Below are 13,024 nucleotides of genomic sequence, written 5' to 3' on the forward strand. Positions count from 1 at the left end.
TCGCTTCGCCAAACTAGCCACCGCCCCCCGGCGCGACAACTCAGCCATCAACAGCCGTCGCGGCCGTCAATGCGATGCGGTGCCGGCCAGGCGACACCGCGACGGTCGGCCCGGCTGGTTCGCCGTCGAGCCGAACGTCAACCGCCGCGGGCAAGCCACCCAGCGTGATCCGGGTGGCGACATCGGTGGACACCGTGATGGTCGACTTCGGCAACGCGGCCAGCCCGGCACGCGCGACATCGACCCGCAGAGCGGCAACCCCGTTGAGGCGCAGCGTGAGATACGGCAGCGGGCCCACCGGCCGTCCCACCTGCCAGTCCAGCTCGCTGTAGAGACCGGGCGTCGGCTCGAAGCCCGGAATGACGCCGCGGTGGTGCCTGATGGTGTGCGTGGGATCCGGGCGCGCGTACGAGCGCGCGTCGACTTCGGCGACGGCCCCCGCCGCGCGGTCACCTGGGGGTCGGCGGCCAGCTCCGACAACCACCACACCTGGTGCGGCCCGATCCCCAGATCGGTGCGCACCAGCTGCGGATACCAGGCGAACGTGATGTGTCCCGGATCCGCTTGGCGCGCAGCGGTTCCCATGTGGGAAATCGGATCCTCAAACTTGTCCTGGAACACCCAGGCGATGTGATCCTCCACGGGGTAGACACTGAACCGGTGCCGGTAACCCAGCCGGTCCAGCTCCAGCACCTGCTCGGCGGCCGACGCGAACGGCACCAGTTCGTCGAGCAGCCCGTGGGCGATCACGTACGGCAGCCACCGGGCGTTGGCCAACAGCTTCCAGGTGTCACCCTCGCGGGCACAGGGCGTGTCCGGATCGAGGTCGGCGGGGATGTCGACGTCGGGCAGCAGCCGCACACCGCACGTCGGCGGCCCCGCCAGCACCACCGCCTGCGAGAACACCTGCGGGTAGCTCAGCCCCAGCTTGTACGTCGCATACCCGCCCATCGAATAGCCGGAGATCACGGTGCGATTGGGATCGGTGCCCAGTTGTTCGGCGACCCGCGCCCACACTTCCCAGACGTCGAGCTCGCCGGTGTCGAAGTACCACGTGGACGGCCCGCGGGCCAGCGGCGTGACCACCACCGAGTCGCGGCCCTCGCACACTTCGTCCAACAGTCGCGGGTCGATCGCGGCGAACTGGCTCTGCCCGAGTGACAGGGAATGCAGCAGCAGGGTCAGCGGCAGAACGCGGCCCGGCGCGTAGCTCGACGGCAGGCAGATCGAATACGGCTGCACCCGGCCGAGGAATTGCGGTTTGGTGCTCAAGATGTCGTTGGCGGCCCAGCCCTGCTCCAGGCCCTGGCCGAGTTCGACCGACGACACGTACCACCGGGTGGAAGGGCCGGTGATCACCGGCTCGGGAGCGGTTTCGCGGGCCGCCAGCCGGGCCCACGGCACCGTCAGCGCGAACTCGGAGACGTCGCCGTGGGTCAGGGCGGCGGCCTGGGCCGCGTCCGACCAGAAGTTCAGGTGCGGCGGCTCCTGCTCGTTGGTGCGGAACGCCACGTTGTAGACGTTGGGTTGCCCGGGCAGCGCCCCGTGCAGGGCGGACACGTCGGCGAACCCGTCCCCCGCCGCGTTGGCCAGCCCCGCGACCAGGCGGACCGTCCAGCTTCCGGTGGGTTCCGCCAGCGCCCGCGGGACCTGCGCCAGGAACGACCGCGACGCCATGTCGACGCTGGCCTCGACCGGCGTCCTGACCTGAGTGGTGAGGTCGATCAGCGCGGCGCCGCTTCCCGAGACCAGCAGCGCCATGTCGATGCCCTTCGAGCGCACGCCGGCTCCGGCGGGCCAGTCCTCGGGCGCCGTTCGGGCCGGGTCGGTGTCGAAGGCGAACAGCGCGACCGGAATCGCGGCGTCCAGCAGCGTGTTCCAGTCGATCCGCCACCACGTGTGCGTCTCGGTGAGCCCGATGGCGACGCGGAAGACGTCGGCGCCGTTGCCGGCCGCGGGCCCGTCGGGATAGACGTAGGTTCCGCGCGGCGGCGCCTGAATCTTCAGGTCGCCGATCGGGATGCCCGTCGCGCCATGGTCGTCGTAGAGGAAGTCGGTCCAGAACAGGGCGCCGCCGGCCACCCGTCCGGCGCCGCACGTGCGCGGGAACTCCTCACCGAATGGCCACCCCGCGGGCGTGGGAAGCCGCGGCTCGGGGCGCCGGGCGGCGGGCGGCACGCCCTCGGGCATCCCGTCGACCACGATGAGCTCGCCCGGCGGCGCCGGCGCGGGTGCCGGTGCGGGTGCGGTGTGGTGCAGCACCGCGTCGGCGACGTGACGCGCGATGCGCAGCGGCAGCAGCGGGAGGTCCAGGATCGACACCTGCCCCAACGTACGCGGCGGGGCCGTCATCGCTGCTAGGACGCGGGCACCACGATCAGTTCGTGCGGCCGGTTGTTGACGGCCAGGGCACCGTCGGCGGTGACGACGACGATGTCCTCGATCCGGGCGCCCCAGCGGCCGGGAAAGTAGATGCCGGGCTCGATGGAGAACGCCATGCCGGCGGCCAGCGGCAGGTCGTTGCCGGCGACGATGTACGGCTCCTCGTGCACCGACAACCCGATGCCGTGCCCGGTGCGGTGCACGAAATACTCGGCGAGCCCGGCCCCGGCCAGCACGTCACGGGCGGCGGCGTCGACCTGCTCGGCCGTCACGCCCGGGCGCACCGCCTCATACGCCGCGCGCTGGGCGCGCTGCAGCACCGAATACTGTTGCGCCACTTCTGGATTCGGCTCACCGATGCTGTAGGTGCGCGTCGAGTCGGAGTTGTAGCCGGGTTCATAGGTGCCACCGATATCGACGACGACGATGTCACCGACCTGAAGTTCGCGATCCGAATACCCGTGGTGCGGGTCGGCGCCGTGCGGCCCGGAGCCGACGATGATGAACGCGACCTCCGAATGACCTTCGGCCACAATGGCATCCGCGATGTCGGCGGCCACGTCGGCCTCGGTGCGGCCCGGGACCAGAAACTCCGGCACCCGCGCGTGCACCCGATCGATGGCGGCGCCGGCTTTGCGAAGCGCGTCGACTTCGCATTCCTCCTTGACCATTCGCAACGTGCGCAACACATCGGTGGCCAGCACCGGCAGCACGCCGAGCACACCGGCCAGCGGCAGCAGGTGCAGCGCCGGCATGGCATCGGTGACGGCGGTCGCGGCGGGGCACCGCCCAACGCGGCGCCCACCAGATCGTAGGGGTTGTCGCCGTCGACCCAATCCCGTACGGCCAGGCCGAGTTCGGTGATGGCGGACCCCTTGAGCGAGGCCAGCTCCAGCCGCGGCACCACCACCGTCGGATCACCCGACGCCGGCAACACCAGCGCGGTGAACCGCTCCAGCGTCTGTGCGCGCGACCCGACGAGGTAGCGCAGGTCGTAGCCCGGCGTGATCACCAGCCCCGCCAGACCGGCGCCGGCCGCCGCCGCGGCGGCCGCGGCCAGGCGGCGCTCATACACTGCTGCGTCGAAGCGGTGAGACTCCATGGCAGCCAGGCTAATGCTCGATCGCACGCCGCCTCGCGGCGGCGTGAGACCATAACCGGCATGCCAGCACCCCCATCACCGCTGAGCTCGACGAGCGGCGACGCACCGCGCCCGGCTTCGCGCTTGCGATCGCCACTGGTACTGCTCGATGGCGCCAGCATGTGGTTCCGCTCCTACTTCGGGGTGCCGTCCTCGATCACCGCACCCGACGGGCGGCCCGTCAACGCCGTCCGGGGCTTCATCGACTCGGTGGCCGTGGTGATCACCCAGCAGCGACCCCGCCGGCTGGCCGTCTGCCTGGACCTCGATTGGCGGCCCCAGTTCCGGGTGGACCTGGTCCCGTCCTACAAGGCCCACCGGGTGGCCGAGGAAGAGCCGCAGAACGAGCCGGACATCGAGGAAGTCCCGGACGACCTGACGCCCCAGATCGACATGATCGCCGAACTCCTTGACGCGTTTGGGATTCCGACGGCCGGGGCGGCGGGTTTCGAGGCCGACGACGTGCTCGGCACGCTGGCGGCGCGGGAACGCAACGATCCGGTGGTGGTGGTCAGCGGCGACCGCGACCTGCTGCAGGTGGTGGCGGACGATCCCGTCCCGGTCCGGGTGCTCTACCTCGGCCGCGGGCTGAGCAGGGCCACCCTGTTCGGGCCCGACGAGGTGGCCGAACACTACGGCGTGCCGGTGGATCGGGCCGGCGCCGCCTACGCAGAACTCGCCCTGCTGCGCGGCGATCCCTCCGACGGCCTGCCCGGGGTTCCGGGCGTCGGCGAGAAAACCGCGGCAACCCTGCTGGCCCAGCACGGCTCCCTGGATCAGATCCTGGCCGCCGCCCACGACCCGAAGTCGAAGATGGCCAAGGGGATACGCACGAAACTGCTGGGCGCGCTGGACTACATCGAGGCGGCCGGGAAGGTGGTGCGGGTGGCCACCGACGCGCCGGTCACCTTCTCGACCCCCGACGACGAACTTCCGCTGGTCGCCGCCGATCCGCGGCGCACCGCCGAACTGGCGACCGAGCTGGGTGTCGGCTCGTCGATCGCCCGCCTGCAGAAGGCCCTGGACGCGCTGCCGAACTGACGCGGCCGCCGGCTACTGCGGCCGGCCGACCTCGTAGGTGCCCTTGTTGTCCTGGAACGTCACCGTCACGTGCTTGGGCGCGCCGTCGATGCTGACGTCGCAGTCGAACGTGGCGCCCTTCTTGACGGTGGGGTTCTGGCCGTGGTTGCACTTGACGTTCTGGACGTTCTTCGCGCCGTAGCCGTTGGTCTCGTCGCTGAGGACCTGCTGCACCCCGGCCTGCGCCTTGTTGACGTCCAGCTTGGTGGTGACAAAGAACCCCGGCTGCCAGAAGCCGAGCACCAGCACGACCGCGATGAGCAGAAAGGCGATCGCGCCGCCCACGCCGGCGATCAGCCCGACGGGTCGCTTCTTGCCGGGCTGCTCGTAGCCGGGGTACTGCTGCGGGTACTGGCCCGGCTGGCCGTACTGGCCGGGCTGCGGGTACTGACCGGGCTGGCCGTATTGACCGGGCTGCGGGTACTGGCCGGGCTGACCGTATTGGCCCGGCGGGGCGTACTGCCCGGGCTGGGCGTATTGGCCGGGCTGCCCGTACTGACCGGGCTGCGCATAGCCCGGCTGCTGCTGGGGGTACTGCTGCGGGTACGCCTGTTCGGCAGGCTGCTGATACTGCGGGTAGTCGGCGGGCGGCGTGTAGGCCGGGGCCTGCCACGACGTCTCCTGGTTCGACTGCTCGTTCCAGGTCGGTGCGACCTGAGTCGGCTCCGACGAGTGATCGCTACCTTGACCCTGACCAGGCGGTTGCCACTGCTGGTCCGATCCCTGCGGTCCGCTCATCTTTCTCCCTCAGCCTTGGTGTCTTGGCGTGAACTCTTCGGCGCTTAACGGTAGCTCCGGCCTAGCCTACCCGGCGTCAACTGCGACGACGCCGCGCCGAATGTCGTTGATGGCCCGTTTGGCGGTGGCCCGTAACTCGGCGTCCGGAGCGGCGTTGCGGACCTGGTCCAGCAGGTCGAGCGCCTGGCGGCACCAGCGCACGAAATCCCCCGCGAGCAGGGGTGATCCGGTGCCGGCCGGGTCGGCGGCCGCCAGCGCCGCGGCCAGATCCGCGGTCCTGGCCCAGCGGTAGATGACGTTGACGAAGCCGTCGTCGGGTTCGCGACTGGGGGCGATGCGGTGCGTTTGCTCGTCGGCGCGCAGCGCCATCGACAGCCGCGACGTCTGCTGCAGCGCCTGCCGCACCGGCTGGGTCGGCGCGTCGGCGGCGAAGCCCGCCCCGGGCCCCTCCCCACCCCGCGTTTCGTAGAGCACCGACGACACCACCGCCGCCAGCTCGGCAGGCTTCAGCCCCGACCACGCGCCGGTGCGCAGGCATTCGGCGACCAGCAGGTCGCTTTCGCTGTAGATACGCGCCAGCAGCCGGCCGTCGTCGGTGACGCGCGGGTCGCCGTCGCGCCCCTCGATGAAGCCGCGCTCGGTAAGCAACCCGACGATCCGGTCGAAGGTCCGCGCCAGCGAATTGGTGGCCGCCGCAACCTTTTTCTCCAATTGCGCGTTGTCGCGTTCGATCCGCAGGTAACGCTCGGCCTGCCGCACCTGCGCCTCCAGGCCGGGCGTGTTGTGCGACGGGTGCCGGCGCAGCTGTTCACGCAACGACGCCAGCTCCGGGTCATGGAAAGCACCGTCGGTGTCTCCGCGCCCGCCGCGGTGCCGGGACGGGATGGTCAGCCCGGCCGCGGCCGAGCGCAGCGCCGACGCCAGGTCGCGCCGCACCCGCGGCTGGCGGTGCTCGACCCGCTTGGGCAGCGACATCGAACCGACCGGTGCCGAGGCACCCGAGTAGTCGGCCGTCGAAATCCTGCCGGCCCAACGGTTTTCGGTGAGCACGAGCGGCCGCGGATCGGAGCTGTCGCGGGCCGATTCCAGCACCACCGCCAGGCCGCCGCGCCGGCCGTGGGTGATGTTGATGATGTCGCCGCGGCGCAGCGCGGCCAGCGCGTCGCTGGCGGCCTGCCGTCGCTGCAGCCGCGACGCGCGGGACTGTGCGCGCTCCATCTCGCTGATGCGGGCCCGCATCCGCGCGTATTCGAGGATCGGGGCCTGGGCTCCGCCGAGCTCCCCGGCGATCTCGTCGAGCATCGCGGTCCCGCGCTCGATGCCGCGCACCAGCCCGACCACGGAGCGGTCGGCCTGGTACTGCGCGAACGACTGCTCCAGCAACCGATGCGCCTGCTCGGGACCCATCTGCTGGACCAGGTTGATCGTCATGTTGTACGACGGGGCGAACGAGCTGCGCAGCGGGAAGGTGCGGGTGGAGGCCAGCCCGGCCACCGCGGACGGCTCGGTGGTCTCCTCGGTGGGATTCCACAGCACCACCGCGTGGCCCTCGACGTCGATGCCGCGCCGCCCGGCGCGCCCGGTGAGCTGCGTGTACTCCCCCGGTGTCAGCGCCACGTGCTGCTCGCCGTTGAACTTCACCAGGCGCTCGAGCACCACCGTGCGGGCCGGCATGTTGATGCCGAGCGCCAGCGTCTCGGTGGCGAACACGGCCTGGACCAGCCCGGCGGTGAACAGCTCCTCGACCGTGTGGCGGAAGACCGGCAACATGCCGGCGTGGTGGGCCGCCAGGCCGCGCAGCAGCCCCTCGCGCCACTCGTAGTAGCCCAGCACGCCGAGGTCCGCGTCGGCGAGGTCGCCGCACCGGTGCTCGATCACCTCGGCGATCTGTGCGCGCTCCTCCTGGGTGGTCAGCTGCAGGGGCGAGCGCAAGCACTGCTGCACCGCGGCGTCGCAGCCGGCCCGGGAGAACACGAACGTGATCGCCGGCAGCAGCCCCTCGGAGTCCAGGGTGGCGATCACGTCCGGCCGCGACGGCGTCCGGTAGAGGCGGGGACGCGACGGCCGCCCGGCGCCTCCCCTGCCCGCCTGGCGGCGGGGTTGCCAGTCGCTCATCCGGTCCGCCTCGCGGCGGTGCGAAATATGGCGCAGCAGTTCGGGATTGACGCGTGGCTGACGATCCGCGGCCGGTCTCTCGTGGTCGTAATCGAACAGATCCAGCAGCCGCTTGCCCACCAACACGTGTTGCCACAGCGGCACCGGCCGGTGCTCGTCGACCACCACCGTCGTGTCGCCGCGCACCGTCTGGATCCAGCCGCCGAATTCCTCGGCGTTGCTGACCGTCGCCGAGAGGCTGACCACCCGCACCTCGTCGGGCAGGTGCAGGATCACCTCCTCCCACACCGGGCCGCGCATCCGGTCGGCGAGGAAATGCACCTCGTCCATCACCACATACGAAAGCCCATGCAGCGCAGGCGAATCCGCGTAGAGCATGTTGCGCAGCACTTCGGTGGTCATGACCACCACGGGCGCGTCGGCGTTCACCGACATGTCGCCGGTGAGCAGGCCGATGCGGTCACGGCCGTAGCGCGCCGTCAGGTCGGTGTGCTTCTGGTTGCTCAGGGCTTTGAGCGGGGTGGTGTAGAAACACTTGCCGCCGGACGCCAGCGCCAGGTGCACGGCGAATTCGCCGACAACGGTCTTGCCGGCGCCGGTGGGCGCGCAGACCAGCACGCCGTGGCCCCGTTCGAGCGCCGCGCACGCCCGACGCTGGAAGCCGTCGAGGGCGAAGGGCAGTTCGGCGGTGAACCGGGTGAGCTCCACCAGCTCCGCCACGTCAGGGGGCGGCGACGGATCAGGTGACATCGTCGTGTTGCCCGGCGGTGACCGACGGCTCCGGTATCGCGGTGGGCGGTTCGATGACCGATGCTTCGTCGTCGGGGATCGCGGCCTGGGCTGCACGCTTGGCCTTGCGTCTGTCGTGCAGCCGGGAGATCTGGATGGCGAACTCCAAGAGGACGGACAGCGCCAACCCGAGCGCGGTCATCGAGAACGGGTCGGATCCGGGGGTGAAGATTGCCGCGAACGCGAACATCGCGAAGATCAGGCCGCGCCGCCACGCCTTGAGCCGCTCGTAGGGCAGCACGCCGATGGTGTTGAGCATGACGATGAGCAGCGGGAATTCGAAGCTGACGCCGAAGACGACCAGCAGGTTGATCAGGAAGCCGAAATACCGGTCGCCGGACAGCGCAGTCACCTGGACGTCGCTGCCGACGGTCAGCAGGAAGCCCAGCGCCTTGGCCAGCACGAAGTAGGCCAGCACCGCGCCGACGAGGAACAGCCCGACGGCGGGGATCACGAACGCGACCGCGAAGCGGCGCTCCTTCTGGTACAGGCCGGGCGTGATGAACGCCCACAGCTGGTAGAACCACACGGGGCAGGCCAGCACCACCCCGGCCGTCAGCCCCACCTTGAGCCGCAGCATGAACTGGTCGAACGGCGCGGTGGCCAGCAGCCGGCATTGCCCGCCGGGGCTGATCTCCGCGCGCGCCGACTGCGGCAGCGAACAGTACGGGTGGCGCAGCCACTCGCCGAGGCTCTCCAACCCGAAGATCGAGTGCGAGTACCAGACGAACCCGAAGATCGTGGTCACCAGAATGGCGGCCAGGGAGATCAGCAGCCGGGTGCGCAGCTCGGTCAGATGGTCGACCAGCGACATCGTCGCATCCGGGTTGGTTCGGCTGCGCCGGTTACGGGGGTTGAGGCGCCTCAGCAGGCCGGAAGTGCGCGCTGAAACCTTGAAGACTCTCACGATGCTCGGTCAGTGCGCTCGGGCAGCGCGACGGTGATGGCGGCTACGCCGGACGTGCTTCGGTGTGCCCCTGCTCGCTGGGCGACGGCGCGTCGACCCGCTGCGACTGCACGGGAGTGGGGTTCGCCGCGGGTGCCTCGCCCTGGGTCCCCAGGGCCGACGTCTCCGCTTTGTTCTCCGTCTGCATTTCGCGGAGCTCGGACTTGAAGATCCGCATCGACTTACCCAACGAACGCGCCGCATCGGGGAGCTTCTTGGCACCGAACAGCAAGATCACCACGACCGCGAGGATCGCCCAGTGCCACGGACTAAGACTGCCCACTTTGATTACCTCCAGACGTTCACCCGATGCTACCGCAGTTGCGCCGTGCGGCGGCGGGCCCGCGCCGTGCCGCGGTGCACCGCGTCGCCTGGGCTTTTATCAGTTCAGGGCCTCGTAGGCCGTCACGGCGGCCGCGGCGGCGTCGCGCACCCGCTGCGCCAGGGACGCGGGCTGCAGCACCTGCACGTCGGCCCCGAAGCCCAGCACCAGCCGCGTCATCCAATCCTCGGAGGCGTAGGTCATCACGGCCTCGCAGGAGCCGTCGGGCAATTCGCGCACGTCGCGCATCGGGTAGTACTCGAACATCCAGGACGCCGCGGGCGCCACCCGCAGCTTGGCCGACGGCAGCGACGGGTCGCCGTCGAACAGCGACGTGTCCGGCGGGGCCTGCAGCACCGGCTCGGGCGGTGCGGCCGGCTCGTCGAGCTCGCTGGCGTCGACGATCCGGTCGAAACGGAACAACCGAACGCCTTCGGCCTCGCGCGACCAGCCCTCCAGATAGCTCTGGCCGCCGATCAGCAGGACCCGGATGGGGTCGACGATCCGGCTGGTCAGCGTGTCGTGCGAGGCGGAGTAATAGTCGATGGCCAGCGCGCGCCGGGACTGGACGGCAGCGCGCACCGCGGCGGCGGCGCGGTTCTCCACCGGCGCGGGCTCGTCGACGGCCGACGCCGCGGCGGAGGCGTCGTGCCCGAGCGCGCCCGCGGCGCCCTCGATCTTGGCGATCGCGCTGCGCGCGGCCTGGGGGTCGACGACGCCCGGAATGTCGGCGAGCGCACGCAGCGCGACCAGCAGTCCGGTCGCCTCCGGCGAGGTGAGCTTGAGCGGGCGGTCGATGCCCGCGGAGAACGTCACATCGATGGTGTCGCCGGAGAACTCGAAATCGATGAGGTCACCGGGGGAATAGCCGGGCAGACCGCACATCCACAGCTGGTTGAGGTCGTCTTCGAGCTGCTTGGCCGACACCCCGAGGTCGGCGGCGGCCTTGGCTCGGGTGACCCGCGGGTTGGCCTGGAAATACGGCACCATGTTCAGCAGCCGGATCAGGCGGGTGGAGATGGGGGTCATGCGGACACGCCCCCGCGGCCCGGCGGTTGCCCCGCACCGACGGCGTCCACGCCCGCGTGCGCCCGCAACCGGGCCAGCACGTCGTCGCGCAGCGACTGCGGGTCGAGCACCAGGGCGTCGGCTGCGTAGCCGGCGATGTCACGGGCCAGCTGGTCGGCGGAGGAGATGTCGAGCTCGATCACCTCGCCGCCGCGACCGCCGACTTGGCGCGCGCCGACGGGCCTGCCGGCGCGGCGCAGCGCGGTGGCCCGTCCGTCGGCCACCCAGACCCGGGCCTGCCCGACGATCGGCGATGACACGTCGGTGACGGTCTGGGCCACGATCTTGCGCAGGTCAACGTCTTTCGGCACGGTGACGGCGCCCGGCGGGCCGATCGGTGTGACGTCCGGGCCGATCCGGGAGAGCCGGAAGGTGCGGGTCGCGTCGCGGTCGCGGTCGTGGCCCACCAGGTACCAGCGGCCCTTCTCGGTGACCACCCCCCAGGGCTCGACGGTGCGGGTGGCGTACGGCTCGGCCCGCGACGGCCGGTGCGGAAACTGCACGGCCTGGCCGGAATCGATGGCGGACAACAGGATTCCGAGGACTTCCTCCGAGCCACGCAGGCCCGGTACCCCGGCCGGCGACGCGATGGCGACCGGCGCGTCCGGATCGACGTCGACGCCGGCCGCGCGCAGTTTGAGCAGCGCGCCCTGGGTGGCGGTGATGAGTTCGGGTGACTCCCACAGCTGGGTCGCGACGGCCACCGCGGCCGCCTCGTCGGGGGTCAGGTCGACCGGCGCCAGCGAATAGGCGTCGCGGTTGATCCGGTAGCCCTCGGTGGGGTCCCAGGCCGACGCCCGGCCGACTTCGAGGGGGATGCCGAGGTCCCGCAGCTCGTTCTTGTCCCGCTCGAACATGCGCGAGAACGCCTCTGCGCTGGCGCTGTCCGAGTAACCAGCCACGCTCGACCTGATCTTCTCCGCCGAGATGTAGCCGCGGGTGGACAGCAGGGCGATGACCAGATTGACCAACCGCTCGACTTTTGACGTCGCCATTGGCTCCAGATTATTCGATGGACCTCGTCTGGCGCTTCCACGTCGGTCCGCGTCGCGGGCCGACGTGCGGCTACATGCTCGCGATCAGGCGCTTGACCCGCTCGTCGACCGCCCGGAAGGGGTCCTTGCACAACACGGTGCGCTGGGCCTGGTCGTTGAGCTTGAGGTGCACCCAGTCGACGGTGAAGTCCCGGCCGGCGGCCTGGGCCGCGCTGATGAACTCGCCGCGCAGCCGCGCCCGCGTGGTCTGCGGCGGGTTGTCGACGGCCTCGGCGATCTCCTCGTCGGTGGTGACCCGCGCGGCCAGCCCCTTGCGCTGCAGCAGATCGAAGACGCCGCGGCCGCGCTTGATGTCGTGGTACGCCAGGTCCAGCTGGGCGATCTTCGGATCGGACAGCTCCATGTTGTAGCGGTCCTGGTAGCGCTGGAAGAGCTTGCGCTTGATCACCCAGTCGATCTCGGTGTCGACTTTGGCGAAGTCCTGGCTCTCGACCGCGTCGAGCTGGCGGCCCCACAGGTCGACGATCTGCTCGATCTGCGCGTTGGGCTCCCGGGTCTGCAGGTGCTCGACGGCCCGGCTGTAGTACTCGCGCTGGATGTCCAGCGCGCTGGCCTGACGCCCGCCCGCCAGCCGCACCGGCCGGCGGCCGGTGACGTCGTGGCTGACCTCGCGGATGGCGCGGATGGGGTTGTCCAGCGAGAAGTCGCGGAAGGGGACGCCGGCTTCGATCATCTCCAGCACCAGCGCGGCCGTGCCCACCTTGAGCATGGTGGTGGTCTCGCACATGTTGGAGTCGCCCACGATCACGTGCAGGCGCCGGTACTTCTCGGCGTCCGCGTGCGGCTCGTCGCGGGTGTTGATGATCGGCCGGCTGCGCGTGGTGGCCGACGAGACACCCTCCCAGATGTGCTCGGCGCGTTGGGAAAGGCAGAACGTCGCGGCCTTGGGGGTCTGCAGCACCTTGCCTGCACCGCAGATCAGCTGGCGGGTGACCAGAAACGGCAGCAGCACGTCGGAGATCCGGGAGAACTCGCCGGCCCGCACGATCAAGTAATTCTCGTGGCACCCGTACGAGTTGCCCGCCGAGTCGGTGTTGTTCTTGAACAGGTAGATGTCGCCGCCGATGCCCTCGTCGGCGAGCCGCTGCTCGGCGTCGACGAGCAGGTCCTCCAGCACCCACTCCCCGGCGCGGTCGTGGGTGACCAGCTGCACCAGGCTGTCGCACTCGGCGGTGGCGTACTCGGGGTGACTGCCCACGTCGAGATACAGGCGCGCGCCGTTCCGCAGGAAGACGTTGGAGCTGCGGCCCCAGGACACGACGCGACGAAACAGGTAGCGGGCGACCTCATCCGGACTGAGCCGGCGGTGGCCATGGAACGTGCACGTCACGCCGAACTCGGTCTCGATGCCCATGATTCGTCGCTGCACGTAATCGAGGGTACTTGCT

8 protein-coding genes and 2 pseudogenes are annotated in these 13,024 nt (G+C 70.5%); 1 reads left to right on the plus strand and 9 read right to left on the minus strand.

Going from position 1 to position 13,024, the window contains the following annotated elements; translation table 11 throughout:
- Nucleotides 1–40: 40 nt before the first annotated feature.
- Both B9D87_RS07385 and B9D87_RS07390 read right to left on the minus strand, forming a co-directional pair.
- Nucleotides 41–2,352, minus strand: a pseudogene (locus B9D87_RS07385) (prolyl oligopeptidase family serine peptidase).
- A 5-nt stretch (nucleotides 2,353–2,357) separates the two neighbouring features.
- Nucleotides 2,358–3,484, minus strand: a pseudogene (locus B9D87_RS07390) (M24 family metallopeptidase).
- A 123-nt stretch (nucleotides 3,485–3,607) separates the two neighbouring features.
- On the opposite strand from B9D87_RS07390, the gene B9D87_RS07395 reads away from it, so the two are divergent.
- Nucleotides 3,608–4,564 carry a 5'-3' exonuclease gene (locus B9D87_RS07395; RefSeq protein ID WP_007770857.1) on the plus strand — a complete coding sequence of 319 codons (957 nt, stop codon included), beginning with the start codon at nucleotides 3,608–3,610 and terminating at the stop codon, nucleotides 4,562–4,564.
- Between the two features lie 12 nt (nucleotides 4,565–4,576).
- On the opposite strand, the gene B9D87_RS07400 is transcribed toward B9D87_RS07395, so the two are convergent.
- From B9D87_RS07400 to pafA, 7 genes are all read right to left on the minus strand, one after another.
- Nucleotides 4,577–5,341 carry a DUF4333 domain-containing protein gene (locus tag B9D87_RS07400; RefSeq protein WP_007770856.1) on the minus strand — a complete coding sequence of 255 codons (765 nt, stop codon included), beginning with the start codon at nucleotides 5,339–5,341 and terminating at the stop codon, nucleotides 4,577–4,579.
- Nucleotides 5,342–5,407: 66 nt separating this feature from the next.
- Nucleotides 5,408–8,176 (minus strand): DEAD/DEAH box helicase, encoded by a 2,769-nt coding sequence (locus tag B9D87_RS07405; protein ID WP_007770855.1) that lies wholly within the window; start codon nucleotides 8,174–8,176, stop codon nucleotides 5,408–5,410.
- Between the two features lie 19 nt (nucleotides 8,177–8,195).
- Nucleotides 8,196–9,152 carry a twin-arginine translocase subunit TatC gene (tatC, locus tag B9D87_RS07410; RefSeq protein ID WP_085977795.1) on the minus strand — a complete coding sequence of 319 codons (957 nt, stop codon included), beginning with the start codon at nucleotides 9,150–9,152 and terminating at the stop codon, nucleotides 8,196–8,198.
- Nucleotides 9,153–9,195: 43 nt separating this feature from the next.
- Nucleotides 9,196–9,474: a Sec-independent protein translocase subunit TatA gene (tatA, locus tag B9D87_RS07415; RefSeq protein ID WP_007770853.1), complete on the minus strand. Its 279-nt coding sequence runs from the start codon at nucleotides 9,472–9,474 to the stop codon at nucleotides 9,196–9,198.
- A 99-nt stretch (nucleotides 9,475–9,573) separates the two neighbouring features.
- Nucleotides 9,574–10,542, minus strand: coding sequence for a helix-turn-helix transcriptional regulator (locus B9D87_RS07420; protein ID WP_007770852.1), 969 nt, complete (start codon nucleotides 10,540–10,542; stop codon nucleotides 9,574–9,576).
- On the minus strand, nucleotides 10,539–11,576 hold the full coding sequence (locus tag B9D87_RS07425; protein ID WP_007770851.1) for a helix-turn-helix transcriptional regulator: 1,038 nt from the start codon (nucleotides 11,574–11,576) through the stop codon (nucleotides 10,539–10,541). The genes B9D87_RS07420 and B9D87_RS07425 overlap by 4 nt, the downstream gene beginning before the upstream one ends.
- Nucleotides 11,577–11,646: 70 nt before the next feature.
- Nucleotides 11,647–13,005: a Pup--protein ligase gene (gene pafA / locus B9D87_RS07430; RefSeq protein ID WP_007770849.1), complete on the minus strand. Its 1,359-nt coding sequence runs from the start codon at nucleotides 13,003–13,005 to the stop codon at nucleotides 11,647–11,649.
- Nucleotides 13,006–13,024 lie beyond the last annotated feature (19 nt).

The sequence above is a fragment of the Mycobacterium colombiense CECT 3035 genome, from assembly GCF_002105755.1.
GTDB classification, from domain to species: domain Bacteria; phylum Actinomycetota; class Actinomycetes; order Mycobacteriales; family Mycobacteriaceae; genus Mycobacterium; species Mycobacterium colombiense.